We start from the raw sequence: 25,188 nt of genomic DNA on the forward strand, positions 1-25,188 counted from the left end.
AACCGCTCAGCGATAAACCGGGTAGTCGGCGCACAGTGCCGCGACGTTTTTGGCCACATTCGCTTCAACGTCGGCGTCACCGAGGTTGTCGAGGATGTCGCAGATCCAGCCGGCCAGCACTTCGCACTGGGCGACCTTGAAGCCACGGGTGGTGACGGCCGGGGTGCCGATACGCAGGCCCGAGGTCACGAATGGCGACTGCGGGTCGTTCGGCACGGCGTTCTTGTTGACGGTGATGTGCGCACGGCCGAGGGCAGCGTCAGCATCTTTGCCGGTCAGGCCCTGACGGATCAGGCTGACCAGGAACAGGTGGTTGTCGGTGCCGCCGGAGACTACATCGTAGCCACGTTTGATAAACACGCTGGCCATCGCCTGAGCGTTGTCGATCACTTGCTGCTGATAGGCCTTGAAGCCTGGCTCCAGCGCTTCCTTGAAGCACACGGCTTTACCGGCGATGACGTGCATCAGCGGGCCGCCCTGGGCACCGGGAAATACCGCGGCGTTGAGCTTCTTCTCGATCTCTTCGTTGGACTTGGCCAGGATCAGCCCGCCACGCGGACCGCGCAGGGTCTTGTGGGTGGTGGTGGTGACCACGTCGGCGTACGGCAGCGGATTCGGGTACAGGCCAGCAGCGACCAGACCGGCCACGTGAGCCATGTCGACGAACAGCAGCGCACCGACCTTGTCGGCGATCTGGCGGAAGCGCGGGAAGTCCAGGGTCTTGGAGTAGGCGGAGAACCCGGCAACGATCATCTTCGGCTTGCACTCGACGGCCAGACGCTCGACTTCGTCGTAATCGATCAGCCCGGTGTCGGTGTTGATCCCGTACTGCACCGCGTTGTAAAGCTTGCCCGAGGACGAGACTTTGGCGCCGTGGGTCAGGTGACCGCCGTGGGCCAGACTCATGCCGAGAATGGTGTCGCCCGGCTGGATCAGCGCCAGGTACACCGCGCTGTTGGCCGAGGAACCGGAGTGCGGCTGGACGTTGGCGTAATCGGCGCCGAACAGCTGCTTGGCGCGTTCGATGGCCAGCGCTTCGACTTTATCCACATGCTCGCAGCCGCCGTAATAGCGCTTGCCCGGATAACCTTCGGCGTATTTGTTGGTCAGGCCACTGCCCTGCGCTTGCATCACGCGTTTGCTGGTGTAGTTCTCCGACGCGATCAGCTCGATGTGATCTTCCTGACGTTGCTCCTCGGCATTCATTGCCGCCAGCAGTGCATCGTCGTAACCCTGGATCTGGTCTTGCTTGCTGAACATCGCGTCTCTCCCAGCGGCATCTGTGCGCCATTCGTCTCGGTAAGGCACTGGCAATGAAGGCAGTGCCCTTTGATGCCGATGGTATGACCGGCGCAGACAGCTCAAATGCCTGCGGACGCCACGCAAAGGTGCGTTTACGACATGGCCTGAAATGGTTGGTCGGACACATCATCCAAAACTGCGGAGATCCCCTGTGGGAGCGGGCTTGCTCGCGAAGAGGTCGTGTCAGTCGACATCAATACCGCCTGATACACCGCTTTCGCGAGCAAGCCCGCTCCCACAGGGGTTATGTGCAGGCCGTGCGAATGGCGAGCAGCAAGAGGAAATGCAGGGGATAGAGCGCGTACGCCCAACGGCGCATGGGCAGCGGATGGATAGATCTGAAGTGTCGCAACAAGAACAGCCCGAGCAGTGGCGCAATCAGACACGCCGCGATGCCAAACACCGCCACGTAGTTACCGAACTCCGCCGCTTCATACAGCACCCGCCACTGATTCCCCGCCAGACACACCAGCCCCGGCAGCAGGCCGAAATACCCGGCGCGACGAATCACCCACAGCAGCGCCAGCGGCAGCAACACGCCAAACACGCCGAACATCAGCCATTGCGACAACAGCGCTGACAGCAATAAGGCACCGACGCCCAACAGTCGTGACAGCAGCGTCCGGTCCTGCCACCCCCGCACCACCAGCAACCCGAGCGCCAGCGTGGGCATCACGTTCAAGGTGTCGGGATCAGGAATGTACAAGCGGTAGGGAATTTCGCTGACCGCACTGAACAGCAGCAGCCAGCCCAGATAGCGCCACTCGGTCTTCTGCGCACCGGCCCGGGACAGGTTCGCCGCCATCGCCAGGCAGAACCACGGGAACGCCAGACGTCCCGGCACATACAGCCAATCGGCGCTGATCCCGACATATCGCAGGTGATCGAGCAGCATGCTCAGCAGCGCCAGCCACTTGAGCAGATCCAGCGCGCCGTCGCGTTTAGTCACGTGCATAATCGGGTAACAAACTGGTAATTTTCTGACAGCGACATCCCGTGTGCTCCCCGGAAGATCTTCGGTAAAGTGCGCACCCTCATTGACCACGAGCCTTCACAAGAGTCTCGACCACGGAAGCCGGCCATGACCGACAAGAGCCAACAATTCGCCAGCGACAACTACTCCGGTATCTGCCCTGAAGCCTGGGCCGCCATGGAACAGGCCAACCACGGCCACCAGCGCGCTTATGGCGACGATGAATGGACCGCACGTGCGGCCGACCATTTCCGCAAGCTGTTCGAAACCGACTGCGAAGTGTTTTTCGCCTTCAACGGCACCGCCGCCAACTCGCTGGCGCTGTCGTCACTGTGCCAGAGTTACCACAGCGTGATCTGCTCGGAAACCGCCCACGTCGAAACCGACGAATGCGGCGCGCCGGAATTCTTCTCCAACGGCTCGAAACTGCTGATCGCCGGCACCGAAAACGGCAAGATCACCCCGCAGTCGATCCGTGAAGTCGCGCTCAAGCGCCAGGACATCCACTACCCGAAACCGCGCGTCGTGACCCTGACTCAGGCCACTGAAGTCGGCAGCGTCTACACCCCGGAAGAAGTCCGCGCCATCAGCGCCACCTGCAAAGAGCTGGGCCTGCACCTGCACATGGACGGCGCGCGTTTCTCCAACGCCTGCGCATTCCTCGGCTGCTCGCCGGCCGACCTGACCTGGAAGGCTGGCGTCGATGTGCTGTGCTTCGGTGGCACCAAGAACGGTATGGCGGTGGGTGAAGCGATTCTGTTCTTCAACCACAAACTGGCCGAAGACTTCGATTACCGCTGCAAGCAGGCCGGGCAACTGGCGTCGAAAATGCGCTTCCTCTCGGCACCGTGGGTCGGCATCCTCGAAAACGACGCCTGGCTCAAATACGCTCGCCACGCCAACCACTGCGCGCAACTGCTGGCCGAGCTGGTCAGCGACATTCCGGGCGTGGAACTGATGTTCCCGGTGCAGGCCAACGGCGTATTCCTGCAACTCTCGGAACCGGCCATCGCCGCGCTGACCGCGAAGAACTGGCGCTTCTACACCTTCATCGGCAAGGGCGGCGCACGCTTCATGTGCTCGTGGGACACCGAAGAAGAACGCGTACGCGAACTGGCCCGCGACATTCGCGAAGTCATGTCCGCCTGATTCCTTGAGCCGATAAGATCCCCTGTGGTGAGGGGATTTATCCCCGATAGGCTGCGCAGCAGCCCCAAAACCTGCCATTGAGTTTCTGTCTGACAGAGACTGATTCAGACTTTGGGCCTGCTGCGCAGGCCATCGGGGATAAATCCCCTCGCCACAAAGTTACACCCCACCTTACGTGTTTGCCTCTTGGTCTACATTGTCTGTCGAGCCCTCCGCTCACATAACAAGAAGCAGGAGCATCGGCATGTCGCTACAAGGCAAAACCCTGTTCATCACCGGCGCCAGCCGTGGCATCGGGCGTGAGATTGCGCTGCGTGCCGCGAAAGACGGGGCCAATATCGCGATTGCGGCCAAAAGCGCCGAAGCCCATCCCAAACTGCCCGGCACCATCCACAGCGTAGCCAAGGAAGTCGAAGCCGCTGGCGGCAAGGCATTGGCCCTGCAAGTCGATGTGCGTGATGAAGACGCGGTGCGCAATGCGCTGGCCCAGGCCAACGAGCATTTCGGCGGCATCGATGCGCTGGTCAATAACGCCGGGGCGATCAAGTTGACTGGCGTGCAGCACATCGAACTCAAGCGTTTCGACCTGATGCACCAGATCAACACCCGCGCGGTACTGCTGTGCAGCCAGGCCGCCCTGCCCTATCTGAAGAAATCCGCCGGACACATTCTCAACTTGTCGCCACCGCTGAACATGGCGAACAAGTGGTTTGCCCAGTTCAGCCCGTATACGGTGACCAAGTACGGCATGAGCATGTTGACCGTGGGCATGAGCGAGGAATTCGCCAGTTACGGCATCAGCGTCAATTCACTGTGGCCACAGACGATGATTGCCACCGCCGCCATCGAATTTCAGCTGGGCAACCGCGAGTCGTTCAAGCATGCGCGCACGCCAGCGATCATGGCGGATGCGGCGCACGTGATCCTGGGAAGCAGCGCACGACAGATCACTGGACGGCTACTTATCGACGAAGAAATTTTGCGTGAGCACGGCGTGACTGAGTTCAAGCATTACCGGTTCGAACCGGGGAGCGATGCGGCGTTGATGACGGATTTGTTTATCGACTGAAAAGCCCCTCACCCTAACCCTCTCCCGGAGGGAGAGGGGACTGATTGGGGGATATTTGAGAATTACCCCGACCTGAATCTGCTTTACCGAATCCATAATCGATAAGGTCTTTCAGGGTCGATGTATAGCGCCAGACACCTCGGTCGGCCCCCTCTCCCTCTGGGAGAGGGCTGGGGTGAGGGGCAAGCCGTACGCAAAATTCGCCCCAGCTCAGAATTCGATTCTGACGTCGCCCTTCGGCACGCTGCAGCACGACAAGATAAACCCTTCCGCCTCGTCGTCCTCGGTAATCCCGCCGTTGTGCTCCATCTCTACTTCGCCCCCAAGCTTCATCACCTTGCACGTGCCGCAGATACCCATGCCGCAAGCTTTCGGGATCATCAGGCCAAGCTTGGCCGCCGCCGCGTGCACGGTTTCGCCCGGGGCCACGCGGATGCTCTTGCCGGAGGCGGTGAATTCGACCTGATGTAGATCCGCCGCATCGATTTCCGGCGCATCGGCGGCCTGCTCGGCTTGCTCCACCGCATCGGCACGAGCTTCCGGTGGCGTGGCGCCGAAGGACTCCTCGTGATAACGCGACATGTCGTAACCGGCCACTTCCAGCAGGCGCTTGACCGCGTTCATGTACGGCGTCGGGCCGCAGCAGAACACTTCGCGCTCGAGGAAGTCGGGCACCATCAGTTCGAGCATCTTGTGATTCAGATAGCCACGATAACCGGCCCACGGCTCGCCCAATCCATGTTTCTCGCAGATCAGGTGCAGGCTGAAGTTGTCGATCCGCGACGCCATGTGTTCCAGCTCGCGGTGATAAATGATGTCTTTCGGCGAGCGCGCGCTGTGGATAAAGGTCATGTCGACGTTGGCGTTGGTGTCGTAGAACCAGCGCGCCATCGACATGCACGGGGTGATCCCCACGCCACCGCTGAGATACAGCACTTTCGGGCTCGGGAAGTCGATGGCGTTGAACAGTCCGACCGGGCCGTGCACCGCCAGCTCCTGGCCTTCATGCAGGGTGTCGTGCAGCCAGTTGGATACCTTGCCCCCCGGCACACGCTTGATGGTCACCGAGAAGCTGTACGGCACCGACGGCGAACTGGAAATGGTGTACGAGCGCATGATCGGCTGGCCGTCGATTTCCAGCTCCAGGGTCACGAACTGCCCGGGCTTGAAGAAGAACAGGATCGGCTGGTCGGCCATGAAACAGAAGGTGCGCACGTCCCAGGTTTCCTGGATGACTTTGACGCAACGGACGATGTGTCGGCCATTGGCCCAGGTCTGGGTGGTGACCGGATTCAGGAAGCTGTTGGACATGCTGTTCTCCACGGCCGACTGTCGGCCTTCATGTGGCGATTCTGCGTATAGCGTGAACCGTCCGTTTACCTATCCGCGACATCGGCATACTTATCGCGACCAGCCCCCAACCGCCGGGGGTTGCGCGTCGGGAACAGATTGCACCATGTCGCCCATGGATAAGGTTCCGGCCAGCGCCGGCCCCACACTCGCCCCACACCAAGACGAATTCTTTACACCTTGCGTAGCAACCCTGATCAGCCACTTTCGCGGCCACGCAGATGGCCTTGAGGAATACATCGATGGACGTCACCGCAAAAATCAGCCTGGGCGATCCGCTGGAACCCGCACGCAAGGCCACCGCACAGATGCTGCAGGAGCGCGAGCGCACTTTCTCGCTGCCGCAGCCGTTCTACAGCGACGAACGCCTGTTCGATATCGACATGCAGGAGATCTTCCAGAAAGAGTGGTTGATCGCCGGCATGACCTGCGAGATCCCGGCCAAGGGCAACTACCTGACTCTGCAGGTCGGCAAGAACCCGATCATCGTCATTCGTGGCGCCGACGGCGTGGTGCATGCGTTCCACAACGTCTGCCGCCACCGTGGCTCGCGCCTGTGCACCAGCGAAAAGGGCAAGGTTGCCAAACTGGTCTGCCACTACCACCAGTGGACCTACGAACTGGACGGGCGCCTGCTGTTCGCCGGCACCGAGATGGGCGCCGACTTCGACATGAAGCAGTACGGCCTCAAACCGGTGAACGTGAAGACTGCCGGCGGCTACATTTTCATCAGCCTGGCGGAGAATCCGCCGGCCATCGATGACTTCCTGTCGACGCTGAACCACTACATGGAACCGTACGACATGGAGAACACCAAGGTGGCGATCACCACCACCTTGATGGAAAAGGCCAACTGGAAACTGGTGCTGGAAAACAACCGCGAGTGCTACCACTGCAACGCGTCGCACCCGGAACTGCTGAAAACCCTGCTGGAATGGGACGACGTCACCGACCCGCGCGCCGATCAGGCGTTCAAGGATCACGTCGCCGCCTCCGCCGCTGCCTGGGAAGCCGAGAAGATCCCTTATGCCCACGCCAGTTTCGGCCTGCGCAACCGCATCGTGCGCATGCCACTGCTCAAGGGTACCGTATCGATGACCCTGGACGGCAAACAGGGCTGCGCCAAACTGATGGGCCGGATCAAGAACCCCGACCTCGGCTCGATGCGCATCCTGCACCTGCCGCATTCGTGGAACCACTGCATGGGCGACCACATCATCGTCTTCACCGTGTGGCCGATCAGCGCCCAGGAAACCATGGTCACCACCAAATGGCTGGTGCACAAGGATGCGGTCGAAGGCGTGGATTACGACGTCGAGCGCATGCGCCAGGTGTGGGACGCGACCAACGACCAGGACCGGCGTCTGGCCGAAGAAAACCAGCGCGGGATCAACTCCACGGCTTATCAGCCAGGGCCGTACTCGAAGACCTATGAATTTGGTGTGGTCAACTTCGTGGACTGGTACAGCGAGCGGATGCTGAGCAACCTTGGTGCGGAACCTGCGCCGTACCTCAAGGGCGTGCCGGTTCAGGGCTAAAAGCAAAAGCTTCGCGAGCAAGCTCGCTCCCACAGGGACTGGCGGTGTACACAAATTCTGTTATCACCGCCGACCACTGTGGGAGCGAGCTTGCTCGCGAAGAGGCCGGCCCTGTCACCGCCTCACTTCGATGACCACCTCACACTGCCATCCTCGCCAATAAACTCCTCAAAAATATCCTCCCCCACCAACCTGATTTTCGCGTAGCCATTCAACACCCGCAGCGGATACGCCGGGTCGTTGGCATCCTGCGTCTCCGACCACAACACCCGCGAATGCCCGTCCAGCTCGCTGGCATTGCCATAGGGAATCGCCCCGTGCCCGGCGCAACGCGCATGCAGGCCGCCCTGTTGCGCGTAAACGATGCCGTTGTGCAGATGCCCCCAGTACCAATAGTCCGGCTCGCGCCCCAGGGCATCGCATACCGGTTGATACAGCGCGGTCTGATGGTGTCCGGAAATATCGAAGCCCTGATGATGACTGAGCACCATGATCTTTTTGCGCTTGGGCAAGGCTTTCATCCAGGTGATCTGCGGCTCGTTGAGCGTGCCGTCCATGTACAGGTTCATCGCGTCCGAGGCATACGCCGAATCCAGCCCGACCACCAGCCAGTCGTCGTTGATCAAGGCGAAATAACTGGTGCCCTGCTGCCCCGGAAAGCGCTTGGCCAGTTCCTTGAAATAGCCGTGGGCGCCGCTGTACATCTCGTGGTTGGAGTTGAGGGTGAACGAGCCGTGGCTGCCCATCGGCCAACCGGCCATGTCGACGTCTTCCTGCGAATGGCTGCCGGCGTAGTAAACATCGCCCAGATGGATGGTGAAATCCGCTTGCGCCAGTTGCATCTGGTTGGCGACTGAAACTGCCGGCGCATGACTGTCGAAGGGGCCGGTGCCCCAGTCGCCGGCAATCGCCAAAGTCACGTCGCGCTCCATCTGCACCACCGCCGGGTCAGTGCCGAAGGTCGCGTGATGGCGCAGGTTTTCAATCCACTTGAGCAATGCCTCGCTCCACAGCAGATCAAGCAATTCCCACTTGCGACAGCCGAGCAGGCTGCCGTCCTGCAACACCCGGGTTGCCAGTTGATCCGGCGATTGCGGCAACGGTGTGGCATTGCCGATACGCAGGATCGACAACCCGTGGGACAACTCCCACGGCACCGCCGGCTCGTCGCCCGGCAACTCACCGTTTTTCAGCACGTACTGCGCCTGATCGTGACCGCGCTGCAGCAGCTTGATGATCGCCTGAAACTCCTGCGGCTCAAGCTCGCTGATAAGCTTCATCCAGGCCATTTCCATGCGCGTGAACAAGCCGTGAATGCGCAGCTTTACCTTGTCGTACTCGTGTTCCCAATGACTGACCAGTGACATGGCGTAATCCTCTATCCGTAAGGGCTCACAGGGTTTTCATGAACTCGATCAACGCACGTTTGTCGTCGTCCGACAGCGTGGTGCCATACAGGTGACCGCTGTTGTGGTTGCCCTCCAGTCGGGTGTCGTATTTGAAATCCGCCGAGGCTTTGGCCTGAGCGCCCGTGGTGACGAAACCGACGTTGACCGGGTCGTAGACGTCGGAGCCGGTGATGAACACCACCGGACGTTTTTCCGGCGGTTGCAGCAGATCCCACAGGGTCGGCACCGAACCGTTGTGCAGGTACGGCGCGCGCAGCCAGATACCGTCAGTCGGCGTGTTGCTGTAGCTCTGGGTCTTGCGATACGCGCCGAAGTCGAACGGCGGTTTCTTGAAGGTGTGGAACGCCGTCACCAGACCGGTGGTGAACGAGTCGAGCCGATGTGGATCGGTGCCCAGTTGATCGATGTTGGTGGTGACCTGCCCGGTATCGGCGCGCCCGAAGTCGTGGCACGCGGCGCAATTGGCATCCCAGATCGGCTTGCCTTGCGCGACTTTCGCCTGATCCAGCGCCCACGGCCATGCCGGCGCCTTGTGCCCGAGCAGCCAGTTGGTCACTCGGTTGAAGCTCGGCGGCAGCACCGACTCCGGCGTTGCGCCCACGGCCATCGCGGCGGCGTAGTTGCGTTCGTGGATCTTGTTGTTATTACCGTCCCAATGCAGGTACATCGATTCCCGCGGCTTCTGGTTCCACACTTGCGGCAGATCGACGGTGCCGATGGTCGAGTCATCCGGGAAGCCGAACACCACCATTTTCGTCGGGTTGAAGGTGTCGGTGCGGCCCGGGCCCTGTTGCGGACGCAGCTTCTGCCAGGCGTAGGCCTGTTTCTGCTTGAGCAAAGCGCTCTTCGCCATCGGAATAATCAGATATCGGTTGTAGAGCTTCTCGAAAAAGCCCAGCTGGAATTTGCCGTTGATCGCCGCCATCACCGCGTCGGTGGTGAATTTCGGGTCGCTGGCGCAATCGTAGGCGAACCACTGGAAGGCCTGCAGTTGCAGGGTGTTGGCCGGCGCGCTGGGTACGTTGACCGCAACGTCGCTGGCATTTGCCCGGTAGGAACCGGTGTGGCACAGCGCGCAGTTCGGCTCTACCGTCGGGTAACCGATCTGCCGCTTGGCCATGCCGATCGGCAGGTCCTTGCCGTTCTCATAGAGAAAGCCGAAGACCTCCCAGCCGCCGGGTTTTGGCAGTTTTTCCGGGCACATCTGCGGCAACACGGCGAACAGGTAATACGGGATCCGCGCTTCGATGCCCAGGCCGATGGCGGCGTATTTGTAGTGGTCTTCGTCGGAGGCGTACTCCTGCTCCGGCACCACCCTCAGCATCTGGTACCAGGTCTGGTAACCGATGAAACCCAGTAGCGCCACCACGATCAAGGTGCCGACCTTGAAGGCGTGGCTCTGCCATTGCCGCATCCAGGCCGCGCGCCACTCGCGCCAGCCATCGCAGAGCAGCGCCCATGGCCGGTTCGCGGGCGTGGTGCCGAGGTACAGCAGAATACCGAGGATCAGGAAGAAGCTCAGATCGCCCATCAGCATCGGCACGAACACCGAACCCTGAATGCTCGTATTGATCAGGTAAATCCAGAACACCACGGCGATCAGCCGCGTCAGCACGCACAGCCAGGAATGCACCACATAGCGCGGCGCGTTGAAGCCCGACGGCATGTAAAACACGCTGATGCCCACCAGCAGCATCCCGGCGTTTTCCAGCCACGGGTCGGAGAGTTGCGGCGGCAGACCGACCACCGATGTCAGCAACCCCGGCGCGAACAGCGCCGGGATCGCGAACACCATGTTCATCGCAATGCCGATCCAGATGAAGCGTTGAAACCAGCGGATGTAGCTGTCCATATCATCCATTTCCTTCTGACCACCAACCAGCGATGTCCCCTGTGGTGAGGGGATTTATCCCCGATGGGTCGCGAAGCGGCCCCAAACCCTGCCGGCGCGGTCTGTCAGGATGATCGCGCACTCAGGTTTTACGACTGCTGCGCAGCCGATCGGGGATAAATCCCCTCGCCACAGAGAATCTCCTCAACACAGAAATCAGTAATCGATCTCAGCCGAGGGCCGTTTTCTCCAGGTGCTCAAGGATGAGCGGATACACATCCACCACCGCGTTCTTGCCGAACATGCAGTCGATGTGGCCGTAACCCGGCACTACGTGCCGGCTGTAGCGCTCCGGCCCGTGGACTTCGCAGACTCGCTGGTAGGTCTTGAGCGTGCTTTCCGGCAGATAGCACTGGTTCTCCGCGCCGCTGATAAAGCAGATCGGCATCGTCAGCCGCTCGAAGTGCGGCATGTACACATCGTTGCCCTTGAAATCCACCAGGTGCCCTTTGCGCACGATCAGCGCCAGGTGCTCGAAGGTCTCGATGTTCGATTCGCCGAACAGTTCGTGCAGGTTGTCGTGCAGGGTTTCGTTGAGGGTGTCGTGGCGATACAGCGAGGCGTACATGAAAGTGATGCGGTGGCACACCGGGTTGGTGCAATAACCCTGCGCCTCGATTCGCGCGTAGCCGTTGAGGGCTTTGTCATAGAGTCGGTTGAACCAGTTCTCCTTGCTGTCGGCGTAAGCGGTCATCGATTTGATGCCGATCGCATCGAGCATCCCCGGCAGGTGCAGACCGGCCTTCAACCCGGTAGCGGTGGCGACCACGGTGTCAGCGGCAATCTGCGAGCAGACCACCGAACGCACCCCTTGCAGCCCCGCCAGCAACGACATGAAGAACGTCGTCGCGCCGTAGCAATGCACCACGCACTGCACGTCCTTGGCCTTGGTCGCTTGTTGAATCTGCGCGATGGCAGCCTTGAAGTCGTACTGGGCGATCTGGTCGCCATTCCACTCTTTCTTGCTCGCCGGCAGCAGAATGCTCACCCGGAAATCCAGCAGCCACACGTCATAGTCGTGCTTGCACAGGTACTCCAGCAGGTTGGTCTGGATGGTGTCGGTGGAAAAGATATTCGAGCCGACACCCAGGCCGTGCACCAGCATCACCGGGCCTTTGCTGCCGGCCTGATAACGGGTCAGGCGCAATTCGACGCCGTCCTCGGTGGGGAAGAAATGCACCGCCGGGATCGGCGCGTCCAGCGGCCGTTTCAGGCGTGGCGGCGCGTCGGGGTTGAAGTATTTGTCACCGGCGAATACCCCGCCGTAACTCTCCCAGAGAATTCCGGCGAAGAACTTGCCGAAGCGCGCCAGGCCTTCGATGCGCTCGCGCTCGTTGCGCGCGTTGAGCACTTTCATGGTGGTCATCTGCTTGGCGAAATCGGTCGGATGAATGTGCATCACCCCGGAGCCGATCACCTCGCCCGACTTGTCCGGCCCGCGATACAGCGTCACGTACAGAGTGCTGGTGTCGTGCCAGATGTTGAGCACGCCGTTGTCTTCCGGCACGGTTTTGAAAGCGCTGAAGAAATAGTCGCTGCCATCCTCGGCGGTCAGTTTCATGTCGTATTTCATGTGCCGTGTGTCGACCTGCTGCTCGAATTGTTCGAACAGATTGAACACGCCGTTGCTGGCGGTCAGCGGTTGCGGCGACAGCGCCGGGGCATTGACCGTACCGACAATGGTCGCGGCGTGCTCCGGTTCCTTGATCATCCGGTTGAGGTCGTTGGCGGTGATGGTCAGGGTAAAGTCGATCGGCGAATTATCTGCCTCACCGCGTTTGGCCGCCGCTTCGTAGACTTTCAGATCGGTGCTTTGCGCGGCGGTGAAGGCCCGGGAGAAATAGCCTTTCATGGTTTCGGTGAACTGCACGCCGAGAGTCGGTGGTGCCACCTGTTTGCGCGGTGCCGACGGCAGCGTGTAGTCGATCTTCCAGCCACGGTCGGCGGCCAGCAGGCCCATGTTGCGTTCACTCACAGCGGAGATGGTCAGCAGCGGATTGACCGCCAGCGAGGTCGGGATCACCGCGCCATCGGTCACGTAGAGGCTGGCGTAGACATCAGTTCCAGCCGCGCCACTGAACACCTGGCCCTTGTGATTGACCACGCCTTGCGCGGCGTCCTCGCCCATCACGCAACCGCCCAGCGGATGCACCGAGACGATGCTGTGCTTGAGCAGCCTGGTCCAGATCGGATTCTCGACCCAGACCCCGCCCAACGCCTTGGTGCTCTGGTACAGACGCTCATTGCCGAGCTTGAAGTTTTCCTGCTCGCCGACACCCGGCCAGTCGATGCGCAACTGGTCCTTGTTGTCGAGAATCATCCGACCCTGGCCGCTGTCGTGGCTCATGATCAGGTAGGTCTGCATGTTGTGCAGCGCGCCGTAATACGGGCCACGCAGGAAGCTCTCGGCCTCGCGCTCCTTGTAGCCGAGCTTGCCGCTGAAACTGTCGTCCGTGGCCTTGCCGATCATCTCGGCAAACCCGGCCATCGCCGGCACCATCGGCCGGCCGAGGGCGCCAGGGATCGAGCCTTCCTCGATGACCATGCGGCTGCGCCAGTCACCTTCGGTGCGCATGTCGATGATCGAGGTGATGCACGGGCCGACCGGGTGCAGCTCCTTGGCCGAATGCGCGCCGAAGCCGATGCCGTTGATGGTCTGCTCGCAGTTGTGGCCGAAACCGAGGATGTCGCCGTTACCGCTCATGTTCTCGCCGAGCTGACCGGACATCACCAGACCCTTGTCCCGCGAACGCAGCAGAATTTCGGTAGAGCCGAGGGTGCCGGCGGAGACCACGACGATATCGGCCTTCACGAACAGCGTCGGCGCGTCGAATTTCTCGCGCCCGCTGTCGAGGTACTGGAAGTGCACGATCCAGCCATCGCCGTCGCGCTCCAGATGCCGCACCTCAGCCTGGCAGAAAATCTCCGCGCCATGGTTCCAGGCATCCGGCAGATAGTTCATCAGCGTGGTGTTCTTGGCCTTGTTGTTACAGCCCGAGACGCAGTCGCCGCACTGGTTGCACGGCAGTTGCTCGACGCCGACGTGGTTGAGGTTGTTCGGCAGTTTGTCGAAGGTCACGTTGATCGGTGGCTTGTAGAAATGCGCGCCTTGCTTGAGGTAGTCCGCAGACTTTTTGTTGGCGTCGAGCTTGGGCAGGTTCGGCGCGTTGTTCGGGTACGGATTGGGCTTGAGCATTTCCCGGGCGCGGGCGTAACCGTCCTTGAGCAGCGTATCGCGATGATCGCGTACCGCCTGCGGCCAGCGTGGATCCTCGAACACCCCGGGTTCCGGCTCCAGGGCAACGTTGGCGTTGATCAGCGATGTACCGCCGAGGCCGCAGCCGACCACCACGTTCTGCTGGGCATTCACATGCAGGTCGAACAGTCCGGTGCGCGAGCCAATGTGGCCGTCCGGGTCATGCACCTGCAACTCTTCGGTCGCCGCGATCATGGTGTTGGGGTATTCACCGGGCTGGATTTCCCGCCCGCGTTCGAGCAGGCACACCTGCTTGCCGGCCCGGGACAGGCGCGACGCAGCAATGCCGCCGCCATAACCGGAGCCGATGACGATCACGTCGTAGTGTTCCTTGATCTCGCTGATGGGCGTTGCGATGCGTGTCATGAGGATGTTCCTCTCTCAGGCAGATGGGGCAACTCTGCGGTTACCTGCAATCAATGGGCGAACGGGCACCTGGCCTCCGGGTCGAGCCCGGCGACAGCACAGCGGTTAAAGCAGGAGGTCGCTACAGACGAGCGCGTTGATTGGCCGCACGACGTAACGTGCGCTTGCGTGGCGAGGGGGGATGGCGGTGTGGGCGGCTATCCATCATGCGTTCTCCCAGAACCTGATGTGGATAAGTGACGGCTGTCCTTGTGCCATTGCAGTGAAGACAGCGCAGGAATCGAAGTCAAGGCAACGCTTTAGAACTGTATGAAATCTGATCAATTGCGGTTTGGACTATGCCCGGCGGGGCCTGCAGGGTTTGGCGAACAAGTTATCCACATAGCCATGCACAGCAAATGGGGGTAACTGTGGATGAATGGAAAAATAACTGCCTGATTTGTGAAGAAAAATCGTGACTTATCCAGAAGGATGGTTTGCAGGAGTGATTGGCTGTTTTTTGATCAAATATCTACACGTCACGTTTCACATGGCCTGTAGAGGATGGCGAACACGTTATCCACAAAAGCACCAACAGAGTTCGGGGGTAACTTTGTGGCTGCTGTGGAAAAGTGCTGAGGACTGTGGGAAATCGGGCGTAGCGCAGGGATTATCAGCCTGAAACGCTTCATCGATCATTTATTGATCAAATCCCTGCAAGCCACGGTTTATATACCTTGCAGCGAACAGCGAACATCTTGTCCACAGAAGCGCCAACAGAGATTGGGGGCAACTCTTGAAGTTATTCAGGAGAAAAAGCCCGGTAAAACCGTGACTTAGGCTGGTTGTTTTTTGAGCTGGGGCCTGGAGGGCTTGATTGGCGTGGGGGGCGGGCAAAGGCAAACATGTTATCCACAGATCCGCCAACAGGGATTGTGGGTAAACACTACCCCTCTTCCCAGCCCTCTCCCAAAGGGAGAGGGAGCCGACCGCATCGCCTGTTCAAACTCCACCGACCTGAACGAACATTGTGATCTCAGGGTTGGCCAGACCAAGGTCACTGCGCAATCGCAGGTCGATGTAATTAGCCAATACCACTCGGTCGCTCCCCTCTCCCTCCGGGAGAGGGCTAGGGTGAGGGGCTTTTCAGCGAACAACCCCTTCTTCGATCAGTAGTTTGAGGATCGCTTCCGCCCCGGCCTGCGCGGTGACACCCTTGAGCACTTGTCCACCGCCGCCACTGGCTTTGGCGGTGGCAGCTTTCATGCGGTCCGCACCGCTCTTGGCCTTGATCACCTTCAAACGTTTCGGCCGTGGCTTGGCCGGTTGCAGTGTGGAGACGGCCAGCAGTTCATCGTCCAGCACCTCCACGTCTTCGGCATTCAACACCCCGCGTCGCGCCGGACCGTAGGCACTCTGCCGAGGTTTGGGCGCGGCGTTATCCACAGTCGCCAGAAACGGCAGCTTCACCTTCAACCGGCGCCGCTGCCCACGGGGCAAGGCTTGCAGCACCAGCGCCGAACCATCATTGATCGACTCGACCTGCGCCAGCCCCACCACCAGCGGCCAGCCCAGCCCTTCGGCGAGCAAGAACGGCAACATGCCCGAGCCTTCGCCGGTTTCCGCCTGACTGCCGGTCAGCACTACCTGGGCGCCGGCATCACGCAGATACGCGGTCAGCGCCGGCAAGGCGTCGGCGCCAGCGGGTTGCTCCAGCACATGCAGCTGTTCCAGGCCCATGCCCAGATAGGCGCGCAGTGCCGGTTCCGCGACATCCCCGGCATGCAGCACTTGCAGGTTATCCCCAGCCAGTTGCAGGCCCAGCTCTACGGCGCGCGCGTCCTGTTCGGCGCGGCGTGGCCGGCCCGAGGTCGGGTGGGCACCGATGGAAACCAGACTGATAATCTTTGTGCTCATAACCCGTTCCTTAAGCCGCATCGCGCTTGGCTTCGTTGCGGTAAGCCGCTACCGCCGCGATCAACGCCTGAAGAATTTCCGCGCTTTCGCCAATCACCGACAGGTCGGCGCGTTTGATCATGTCGCAACCGGGGTCGAGGTTGATCGCCACCACCTTGTCGCAGGCACCGATGCCTTGCAGGTGCTGGATCGCCCCGGAGATACCCACAGCCACATAAACCCGTGCGGTGACCCAAGTGCCGGACGCACCGACCTGCCGATCACGCGCCATGAAGCCATCGTCTACCGCCACCCGCGAGGCGCCTTCGGTGGCGCCGAGCGCCGCAGCGGTCTGGTGGAACAGCGCCCAGTCCTTGACCCCGTTGCCGCCGGAGAAAATGAACTCGGCTTCGGCCATCGGAATCGCCGCCGGGTCCACCGCGACCGCGCCAAGATCCTCGATCCGCGACAGGCTGCGCGCCACCGTTGTGGATAACTCCACCGGCAGTGCCTCATGACGGGTTTCGCTGACCGGTTCCGCGCATTCGGCTGCGGCCAGAATCAAGCGTGCGACCGGTCGCGCCAGGTCTTGCAGGCCTGCGCCAGCGCGACCGATACACTCCTGATCCTTGACCTGCCAGACCCGCGTTGCCGGACGTTCGCCCAGTGCCGCGGCAAAACGCCGACCGAGTTCACCACCACCGCTGCGGCTGTCCGGCAGCAGCCAGTGGCGCGGATTGAACTGGTTATCCACAGCCCGCAGGCCTTGCACCCGTTGCTCCGGTGCATAACCGCTGAATTGGTCGCCCTCCAGCACCAGCAAGCGATCGACGCCGGCCGTGGCGAAGGCGTTCTCTTTGTGCTCGCCAAACACCACCGCCAGCACCGCGCCGTCGTTGCCGGCCAGTTGATGAGCCAGGCCGAGCAAGTCGCGGTCGTGGCTGCTCAGGCGGCCGCCGACCATGTCCGGCACCACGCTGATGTAGAACGCCGGGGCTGGCACCTCATGCAGCGGCAACTGCACTTCAACCGTGGCCGAGCGTTTGACCGCCCCGCCCTGTTGCGCGCCGCTGCGATCGATACGCTTGATGCCGTTGGGGCCGATGAATCCGATGCCGTGCAGGTTCTTGCGGATGACGCCATTGGGGCCCATCCAGCTGTGTTGCGCCGGTTGCATCGCCGCGTGCAACGGGTGCAGGCGGTTACGCGCAATCCATTCGGCGCGCGGGTCGCGGCGGATAATGTCGCTCATCAGTGGGCCTCCGCAGGTTCACGTTTGGCCGGTGCAGTCGGCTTGTTCGGCGCGGCGTCTTCGAGCAGCGCGTCGGCCACCAGTTCGGCGATGTCCTTGATCAACGGACGCGGTTCGACCACGCCTTCGAGCATCGCCGTGCACTGTGGACAACCCACCGCCACCAGCTCGGCGCCGGTCTCGCGGATGTCATCCATGCGCATGTCGGGGATCCGCTGCTTGCCGGGAATGTCGGTGATCGGCGCACCGCCACCGCCGCCGCAGCAGCGCGAGCGGAAGCCGGAACGTTGCATCTCTTTGACCTCGATGCCGAGGGCGCGCAGCACTTCGCGCGGTGCCTCGTACTCGCCGTTGTAGCGACCGAGGTAGCACGGGTCGTGGTAGGTCACGCTGTTGCCTTTGTGCTGACCGAGGTTCAGCGCACCGGCCTGGATGATTTCCGCCATGTAGGTGCTGTGGTGCTGCACCAGGTAGTTGCCGTCGAACGCGCCGTACTCGTTTTTCAGCACATGGAAGCTATGCGGATCGCAGGTGACGATGCGGTTGAAGCTGTATTTGGCCAGGGTCTGGATATTGCGTTTGGCGAGCAGCTGGAAGGTCGCTTCGTCGCCTAAACGCCGGGCCACGTCACCGCTGTCACGTTCTTCGAGGCCGAGTACGGCGAAGTCGACCTTCGCGGCTTTCAGCACTTTGACGAACGCACGCAAGGTGCGCTGGTTACGCATGTCGAAGGCACCGTCGCCGACCCAGAACAGCACGTCGGTGGATTTCTTCTCGCTGAGCAGATTGAGGTTCAGATCCGCCGCCCAGTTCATCCGCCCGCCCGGAGCGAAACCGCCGGGGTTGTCAGTGGCGATCAGGTTCTCGAGAACTTCGGCACCCTTGTTCGGGGTCGCGCCTTTTTCCAGCGTCAGATGGCGGCGCATGTCGACGATGGCGTCGACGTGCTCGATCATCATCGGGCATTCCTCGACGCAGGCGCGGCAAGTGGTGCACGACCACAAGGTCTCGGCATCGACCAGACCGTTGACGATCGGTTGATGCGGATTGCCGCTGTGCTCGCCAATTGGCTTGCCCGGATACGGGCTGCCGGCGAATTTGGCATCAGTGCCGCCAGCGAGGCCGACGACCATGTCCTGAATCAGCTTTTTCGGGTTTAGCGGCTGGCCGGCAGCGAAGGCCGGGCACGCCGCTTCGCACTTGCCGCACTGCACGCAGGCGTCAAAACCGAGCAACTGGTTCCAGGTGAAATCCTTGGGTTTTTCCACGCCCAGCGGTGCGGATGGATCGTTGAGGTCCAGCGGTTTCAAACCGGTGGAACGACCGCCGCCAAAGCGTTCGGCGCGACGGTGCCAGGCCAGGTGCAAGGCGCCGGCGAACGCGTGCTTCATCGGCCCGCCCCAGGTCATGCCGAAGAACAATTCCGACACGCCCCACAAAACGCCGAGCCCGAGAATCGCCGCCAGCAGCCAGCCGCCGAAGTTCTCCGGGAGGATCCCGGCCACCGGCAGGGTCACCAGGAAGAACGAGGCGGAGAAAGCCAGCAGGCTTTTCGGCAGGCGCATCCACGGGCCTTTCGACAACCGTGCCGGCGGGTTGAGCCGGCGCCGGTAAACGAAGAGCGCACCGACGAACATCACCGCCGTCATCAGCAGCAGCGCATAGCCGAGGATACGGTTATGCAGGCCGAAACCGTGCACCAGAATCGCCAGCACGATCGACGCCACCGCACCGCCCGCCGTGGCGACGTGGGTGTTGGCGATGTATTTGTCCCGCGCCACCACGTGGTGCAAGTCGACCATGTAACGCTTGGGCATGGCGAGCAGGCCGCCGATCAGATCGACCTTCGAGGCCCGGCCCCGACGCCACATGGCCACCCGCCGCAACGCACCCAGCACCGCAAGGGCCAGAGCTGCGAACAACAGGATTGGAAGAAGGGTGTTCAACATGGTGAAGCTCCCACCAGTACAGCCTGGAGAAACACGGTCTGCATTACTGTGGGAGCGGGCTTGCTCGCGAAAGCGCTGGATCAGTCAACTCATGCAGAACTGACAGAATGCATTCGCGAGCAAGCCCGCTCCCACAGGGGTCATGTGCAAGTCCTTAGAAGTCTTTGCACAACCGCAGGGCGTCGTAGATGGCGGCGTGGGTATTACGCTGCGCCACGCAGTCGCCAATGCGGAACAGCAAGTAACCGTCGCCATTGCTGCTCAACGAAGGTTGCGGCTGGATCGCGAACAGCGCTTCCACGTCGATCTGGCCCTTGTTGCGCGAGCCTTCCTTGAGCGCGTAGTAGATTTCCTCATCCGGACGCACGCCGTTTTCCACCACCACCTGATCGACCACCCGCTCCTCTTTGGCGCCGGTGTATTCGTTCTCCAGCACCGCCACCAGCTTGTCGCCTTCGCGGTAGACCTTTTCCAGCATCATGTCGCCGGTCATGATCACTTCTTTCGGGTACATGCTGCGGTAGTAGGTCGGGAACGATGTACCGCCGATGGCCACACCCGGCTTGATGTCGTCGGTGACGATCTCGACCTGGCTGCCCTTGTCAGCGAGGAAGTCGGCGACCGACATCCCGGTAAACTCGCAAATGGTGTCGTAGACCAGCACGTTCTTGCCTGGCGCGACCTTGCCGTCGAGCACGTCCCAGCTGCTGACCACCAAGCCTTCGGCGGCGCCCCAGTGTTCGTTCTGCTCAAGGAACGGATGCCCACCGACCGCCAGCACCACCACGTCCGGACGCAGATCCATAATGGTTGCCGCATCGGCCGCAGTGCCCAGACGCAGGTCGACTTTCAGCCGCGCCAGCTCCAGCTGGAACCAACGGGTGATGCCGGCGATCTGGTCCCGTTGCGGCGCTTTCGACGCTGTAGTGATCTGCCCGCCGATGAATTCTTTCTTCTCGAACAGGGTCACGTCGTGGCCACGCTCGGCAGAAACCCGTGCTGCTTCCATCCCGGCCGGACCGGCACCAACGATCACCACTTTGCGTTTGACGCCTGTGGACTTCTCGATGATGTGCGGCACGCCCATGTATTCACGGGAGGTCGCGGCGTTCTGGATGCACAGCACGTCCAGACCTTGATACTGACGATCGATGCAGTAGTTGGCGCCGACGCACTGCTTGATCTGGTCGATCTGGCCCATCTTGATCTTGGCGATCAGGTGCGGGTCGGCGATGTGCGCGCGGGTCATGCCGACCATGTCGACATAACCGCCTTCAAGGATGCGCGTGGCCTGGTTCGGGTCTTTGATGTTCTGTGCGTGCAGCACCGGAACCTTGACCACTTCCTTGATTCCGGCCGCCAGATGCAGGAACGGCTCCGGCGGATAACTCATGTTCGGAATCACGTTGGCCAGGGTGTTATGGGTGTCGCAACCCGAGCCGACGACGCCGATGAAATCGAGCATGCCGGTGTCGTCGTAATACTTGGCGATCTGCTTCATGTCCTCGTGGGACAGACCGTCCGGGTGGAACTCGTCACCGCAGATACGCATGCCGACGCAGAAATCGTCACCGACCTCGGCGCGCACGGCTTTCAGCACTTCCAGGCCGAATTTCATCCGGCCTTCGAAGCTGCCACCCCATTCATCGGTGCGCTTGTTGACGCGCGGGCTCCAGAACTGGTCGATCATGTGCTGGTGTACGGCCGACAGCTCGACGCCGTCCAGGCCACCGGCCTTGGCGCGACGCGCCGCTTGCGCGTAGTTGCCGATCACCCGCCAGATTTCTTCCGGCTCGATGGTCTTGCAGGTGGCGCGGTGCACCGGTTCACGGATACCCGACGGCGACATCAGGGTCGGCCAGTGGAAACCATCCCAACGCGAGCGTCGGCCCATGTGGGTAATCTGGATCATGATCTTGGCGCCGTGCTTGTGCATGGCGTCGGCCAGATTCTGGAAGTGCGGAATGATCCGGTCGGTGGACAGGTTGACCGAACTCCACCATTGCTGCGGACTGTCGATGGCGACCACCGACGAACCGCCGCAGATCGCCAGGCCAATGCCGCCCTTGGCTTTCTCTTCGTAGTATTTGACGTAGCGCTCGGTGGTCATGCCACCGTCAGTCGCGTAGACCTCAGCGTGCGCGGTGCTGAGCACGCGGTTGCGGATGGTCAGTTTGCCGATCTGGATCGGCTGGAACATTGCTTCGAAAGCCATGGCGGGTTCCTCGACTTACAACGGCTTGACGGTGAACAGGCCGTCGTCGTGGCCTTCTTCGGAGCCACCGTAGACTTGCTCGGCAACGGTGCGAATTTTGCTGCCGCGCGCCTCAAGAATCTGATCCATGGCGCCGGCAAACCAGCCAGTGAACATGTAATCGACCTTGCGCCCGACCTTGCCGTACACATAGACGAATGCCGAGTGTTCGAGCTTGACGCTGGCGGTACCTTTGTCGAGGTCGATGTCCTGGATCTTGAACAGGCCCCAACCGCGTTGCGACAGGCGCTTCATGTAGTGCTCGAACACCGCGACGCCTTCCAGGCCGTGGCATTCGGCTTCTTTTTCACACCAGTGCCAGGCCGACTTGTAGCCAGCCTTGTAGAGGATCTCGGCGTAGGCTTCGGCGCCCAGCACTTCCTCGATGCCCATGTGGTTGTTGACGAAGAAGTGACGCGGCACGTAGAGCATCGGCAGGGCGTCGGAGGTCCAGACACCGGTCTCGCTGTCGACTTCGATTGGCAATTGCGGGGCGATCTTGGCCATGGAAACTTAACTCCAGAAAAATTTAGATTCAGTGTTGGCCGCAGCCCTCACCCCAGCCCTCTCCCCGAGGGAGAGGGGGCAGATCGGCGGCGGTCTTGAGTAAGCGTTACTCGCCCCAGACGTCTTTGAGGACGTTGACCCAGTTCTCGCCCATGATCTTGCGCACCACACGCTCGGAGTGGCCGCGCTTGAGCAGGGTTTCGGTCAGATTCGGGAACTCGCCGACGGTGCGGATGCCCAGCGGGTTGATGATCTTGCCGAAGCTGGTCAGACGACGGGCGTAGCCCTTGTCGTGGGTCAGGTATTCGAAGAAGTCCTGGCCGTGACCCTGGGTGAAGTCGGTGCCGATGCCGATGGCGTCTTCGCCGACGATGTTCATGGTGTATTCGATGGCTTCGGCGTAATCGTCGATGGTCGAATCGATGCCCTTGGCGAGGAACGGCGCGAACATGGTCACGCCGACAAAACCGCCGTGGTCAGCAATGAACTTCAGTTCAGCATCGGACTTGTTGCGTGGGTGCTCTTTCAGACCCGACGGCAGGCAGTGGGAATAGCAGACCGGTTTTTTCGATTCGAGGATGACTTCTTCGGACGTCTTGGAGCCGACGTGGGACAGGTCGCACATGACGCCGACGCGGTTCATCTCGGCGACGATTTCGCGACCGAAGCCCGACAGGCCGCCGTCACGCTCGTAGCAACCGGTGCCGACCAGGTTCTGGGTGTTGTAGCACATCTGCACGATGCCGACGCCGAGCTGCTTGAACACCTCGACATAGCCGATCTGGTCTTCAAACGCGTGGGCATTCTGGAAGCCGAAAAGGATGCCGGTCTTGCCCTGCTCCTTGGCACGACGGATGTCGGCGGTGGTGCGCACCGGCATCACCAGGTCACTGTTTTCGCGGATCAGCTTCTGGCTGGCGGCAATATTGTTCACGGTCGCCTGAAAGCCTTCCCACACCGACACAGTGCAGTTGGCCGCCGTCAGACCGCCCTTGCGCATGTCTTCGAACAGCTCGCGGTTCCATTTGGCAATGATCAGACCGTCGATAACGATGCTGTCGGCGTGTAATTCGGCTGGGCTCATCAGGCGTCCCCTTATTGGCGATTCATGCGCCGAATCGTCTGCCGGCGCTTTGGGGCCAGCATATGCCTCGGTGCCGGGGCGACCGGGTGCAAAAACGACAGGGGAATTGCCGAAAGCGTCAATCCGCGACAAAGGGTCGCCAGGCGTCCCGATCAGCTACCTGTTCAAGCCCGCCAGCTTGAGCCAGAATCTGGCGCATCTTGGATACACCACTGGATTAGAGCGGCGACAACCATGAAATCGATCTTCCTGGCCCTGGCACTGATTGCGACCGGCGTACACGCCGCCGAAGAGACCGACAACAACCCGTGCGACGCGGTGGAAAACGACGTCCAGACCCTGGAATGCTCGACCTACAGCCGCAGCACCGCCGAAGACCTGCTCAAGGACAATTACGCCAGCCTCAACGAGCGCATGCAGGCCACATACGGCAAAAACGCCGCGCAACTGGCCGACATCACCGCCAAACTGAAAACCGCCCAGCAACAATGGCTGAAAACCCGCGACGCCGATTGCGCCGTGGAAGCCTTCCCGGCCACCGAAGGCAGCAAAGCGTTCAAGATTGCGCAGAATGACTGTGTGGCACGGATGAGTGACGAACGGTCGGAGTTTTTGGAGTCGATTGGGCAGGAATGATCCTGAATGTTCCGCTGAAAGCTGGAACTGCCTCCAGCTTTCAGCCGCACTATCCCCTCTTCCTACAAAGTACTCCGACCTCGCCTACACAAATTTCTTGAACGCCCGAAGCTGCGGGCCTTTCACGCAACATGCTGTCAACGATTGTTGATTGGCCTCCGAAGAAGCATAAGCAAAGATTCGCGAATCTTATAAAAGACTTATATTCTTCCATGAACAGCATCCACTGGACGCGAAAGGCCGTTAAGCAACTCTTGAAATTGCACACCGTTCATCAGGGACAGGTTAGAGATGCCGTCACGGCGCTTGCCGACATGCCTGATGTTGGCAATGTCAAAGCACTGATTGGCCATGACTATGCCTACCGCCTGCGCGTTGGCAATTATCGAGTCATGTTCGACTGGGAAGGCGCAATCAAAGTGGTCAGTATTCAAGAGGTCAAAAAACGCGATGAACGCACCTACTGACATCCAAATCATCAATGATGCCGAAGGCAACCCCGCCTTCGTAGTCATTCCCTACGCTCAATACGTTGCGCAGAAATTGCAGCCCGATCTGATCCCGCATGAGGTGGTCAGTCGAATGGTCGACGGGGCGACACCGATCCGTGCCTGGCGCGAACACCTGAACCTGACTCAGGAAGAAGTGGCGAAACGTCTGGGAATTTCCCAGCCGGCGTTCGCTCAACAGGAGACGGTAGCGAAGCCACGCAAGGCAACCCGCGAGAAAATTGCAGCGGCGTTCGGCATCACCGCCAATCAGCTTGAGTTGTAGGCTGCCCTCTTTATTCAAAGGAATTCCCATGAACATCTGCGGCATCGAAATCAAAGGCAGCGAAGCGATCATCGCCGTGGCCTCCCTTGACGGGGCAACGCTGAGCCATGTGGCGCTCAACACCAAGAAAATCGCCCTCGACGATGATGACGAGGCAGCCAACGTCAAACGCTTCGCGGCGCAGGTCGCTTCGTTTGTGCGCGAGCATTCGATTGATCGGATTGCGATCAAGAAGCGCAGCAAGAAGGGCGAGTTTGCCGGTGGGCCGACCACGTTCAAGATCGAGGGGGTGTTTCAGTTGCTGGATGGGTGTGAGGTGACGCTATTGTCGCCGCAGACGATCAATGCGCAGGCCAAGAAGCACAATTTCGAGCTGCCGGGGACGTTGAACAAGTATCAGCATGAGGCTTACAAGGCGGCGTGTTCGGCGTTGGTGAAGAAGTAACCTTTTCTTCAGACACTGAAGATCAAAAATGTGGGAGCGGGCTTGCTCGCGAATGCGGTGGATCAGTCAACTCATGTTTCGACTGACACTCCGCTTTCGCGAGCAAGCC

19 protein-coding genes are annotated in these 25,188 nt (G+C 60.8%); 7 read left to right on the top strand and 12 right to left on the bottom strand.

Annotated elements, in window-relative coordinates; genetic code table 11:
• Positions 1–6: 6 nt before the first annotated feature.
• Together glyA and QMX91_RS09530 are read right to left on the bottom strand one after the other, a co-directional pair.
• Positions 7–1,260, bottom strand: coding sequence for a serine hydroxymethyltransferase (gene glyA / locus QMX91_RS09520; RefSeq protein ID WP_007962601.1), 1,254 nt, complete (start codon positions 1,258–1,260; stop codon positions 7–9).
• Positions 1,261–1,546: 286 nt separating this feature from the next.
• On the bottom strand, positions 1,547–2,257 hold the full coding sequence (locus QMX91_RS09530; protein ID WP_282412607.1) for a TraX family protein: 711 nt from the start codon (positions 2,255–2,257) through the stop codon (positions 1,547–1,549).
• Between the two features lie 126 nt (positions 2,258–2,383).
• On the opposite strand from QMX91_RS09530, the gene QMX91_RS09535 reads away from it, so the two are divergent.
• Together QMX91_RS09535 and QMX91_RS09540 are read left to right on the top strand one after the other, a co-directional pair.
• Positions 2,384–3,424 (top strand): low specificity L-threonine aldolase, encoded by a 1,041-nt coding sequence (locus tag QMX91_RS09535; RefSeq protein WP_016772826.1) that lies wholly within the window; start codon positions 2,384–2,386, stop codon positions 3,422–3,424.
• A 244-nt stretch (positions 3,425–3,668) separates the two neighbouring features.
• On the top strand, positions 3,669–4,493 hold the full coding sequence (locus QMX91_RS09540) for an NAD(P)-dependent oxidoreductase (RefSeq protein ID WP_223006930.1): 825 nt from the start codon (positions 3,669–3,671) through the stop codon (positions 4,491–4,493).
• 210 nt (positions 4,494–4,703) lie between these two features.
• On the opposite strand, the gene gbcB is transcribed toward QMX91_RS09540, so the two are convergent.
• Positions 4,704–5,804, bottom strand: a complete 1,101-nt coding sequence (gene gbcB, locus QMX91_RS09545; protein WP_095187122.1) for a glycine-betaine demethylase subunit GbcB — start codon at positions 5,802–5,804, stop codon at positions 4,704–4,706.
• Positions 5,805–6,085: 281 nt separating this feature from the next.
• On the opposite strand from gbcB, the gene gbcA reads away from it, so the two are divergent.
• Positions 6,086–7,381 carry a glycine-betaine demethylase subunit GbcA gene (gene gbcA / locus QMX91_RS09550; RefSeq protein WP_115986006.1) on the top strand — a complete coding sequence of 432 codons (1,296 nt, stop codon included), beginning with the start codon at positions 6,086–6,088 and terminating at the stop codon, positions 7,379–7,381.
• Between the two features lie 122 nt (positions 7,382–7,503).
• Here the strand turns inward: gbcA and QMX91_RS09555 are convergent, their stop codons facing one another.
• The 9 genes from QMX91_RS09555 to QMX91_RS09595 all read right to left on the bottom strand — a co-directional run bounded on the left by QMX91_RS09555 (position 7,504) and on the right by QMX91_RS09595 (position 23,224).
• Positions 7,504–8,748: a metallophosphoesterase gene (locus tag QMX91_RS09555; protein ID WP_123588992.1), complete on the bottom strand. Its 1,245-nt coding sequence runs from the start codon at positions 8,746–8,748 to the stop codon at positions 7,504–7,506.
• Positions 8,749–8,773: 25 nt separating this feature from the next.
• A complete protein-coding gene (locus QMX91_RS09560) occupies positions 8,774–10,642 on the bottom strand; it encodes a hypothetical protein (protein WP_282412608.1) in 1,869 nt (622 codons plus the stop codon).
• A 208-nt stretch (positions 10,643–10,850) separates the two neighbouring features.
• Entirely contained in the window at positions 10,851–14,303 is a 3,453-nt protein-coding gene (locus QMX91_RS09565) for an alpha/beta fold hydrolase (protein ID WP_282412609.1), read from the bottom strand.
• 1,125 nt (positions 14,304–15,428) lie between these two features.
• Entirely contained in the window at positions 15,429–16,199 is a 771-nt protein-coding gene (locus QMX91_RS09570) for an electron transfer flavoprotein subunit beta (protein WP_134787509.1), read from the bottom strand.
• 10 nt (positions 16,200–16,209) lie between these two features.
• Positions 16,210–17,430, bottom strand: coding sequence for an electron transfer flavoprotein subunit alpha/FixB family protein (locus tag QMX91_RS09575; protein ID WP_282412610.1), 1,221 nt, complete (start codon positions 17,428–17,430; stop codon positions 16,210–16,212).
• A complete protein-coding gene (gene dgcB, locus QMX91_RS09580; RefSeq protein ID WP_282412611.1) occupies positions 17,430–19,379 on the bottom strand; it encodes a dimethylglycine demethylation protein DgcB in 1,950 nt (649 codons plus the stop codon). The genes QMX91_RS09575 and dgcB overlap by 1 nt, the downstream gene beginning before the upstream one ends.
• Positions 19,380–19,533: 154 nt before the next feature.
• Positions 19,534–21,594: a dimethylglycine demethylation protein DgcA gene (gene dgcA, locus QMX91_RS09585; protein ID WP_282412612.1), complete on the bottom strand. Its 2,061-nt coding sequence runs from the start codon at positions 21,592–21,594 to the stop codon at positions 19,534–19,536.
• A 15-nt stretch (positions 21,595–21,609) separates the two neighbouring features.
• The gene (locus QMX91_RS09590; RefSeq protein ID WP_008083165.1) at positions 21,610–22,140 is read right to left on the bottom strand and encodes a DUF5943 domain-containing protein; all 531 of its coding nucleotides are present in this window, start codon (positions 22,138–22,140) and stop codon (positions 21,610–21,612) included.
• A gap of 106 nt (positions 22,141–22,246) precedes the next feature.
• The gene (locus tag QMX91_RS09595; RefSeq protein ID WP_007962626.1) at positions 22,247–23,224 is read right to left on the bottom strand and encodes a dipeptidase; all 978 of its coding nucleotides are present in this window, start codon (positions 23,222–23,224) and stop codon (positions 22,247–22,249) included.
• A 234-nt stretch (positions 23,225–23,458) separates the two neighbouring features.
• On the opposite strand from QMX91_RS09595, the gene QMX91_RS09600 reads away from it, so the two are divergent.
• The 4 genes from QMX91_RS09600 (at position 23,459) to QMX91_RS09615 (ending at position 25,079) form a co-directional block, all read left to right on the top strand.
• Complete coding sequence (locus tag QMX91_RS09600) at positions 23,459–23,860, top strand: lysozyme inhibitor LprI family protein (protein ID WP_098968461.1); 402 nt, start codon at positions 23,459–23,461, stop codon at positions 23,858–23,860.
• Between the two features lie 212 nt (positions 23,861–24,072).
• Positions 24,073–24,327: a type II toxin-antitoxin system RelE/ParE family toxin gene (locus tag QMX91_RS09605; protein WP_098965990.1), complete on the top strand. Its 255-nt coding sequence runs from the start codon at positions 24,073–24,075 to the stop codon at positions 24,325–24,327.
• Positions 24,311–24,634, top strand: a complete 324-nt coding sequence (locus QMX91_RS09610; protein WP_098965992.1) for a helix-turn-helix transcriptional regulator — start codon at positions 24,311–24,313, stop codon at positions 24,632–24,634. The genes QMX91_RS09605 and QMX91_RS09610 overlap by 17 nt, the downstream gene beginning before the upstream one ends.
• Positions 24,635–24,662: 28 nt before the next feature.
• On the top strand, positions 24,663–25,079 hold the full coding sequence (locus tag QMX91_RS09615) for a DUF3010 family protein (protein WP_064589572.1): 417 nt from the start codon (positions 24,663–24,665) through the stop codon (positions 25,077–25,079).
• Positions 25,080–25,188: the final 109 nt, after the last annotated feature.

Origin of the sequence: Pseudomonas sp. PS01299, assembly GCF_029960145.1 — a bacterium.
In the GTDB taxonomy this organism is placed as follows: Bacteria; Pseudomonadota; Gammaproteobacteria; order Pseudomonadales; family Pseudomonadaceae; genus Aquipseudomonas; species Aquipseudomonas putida_A.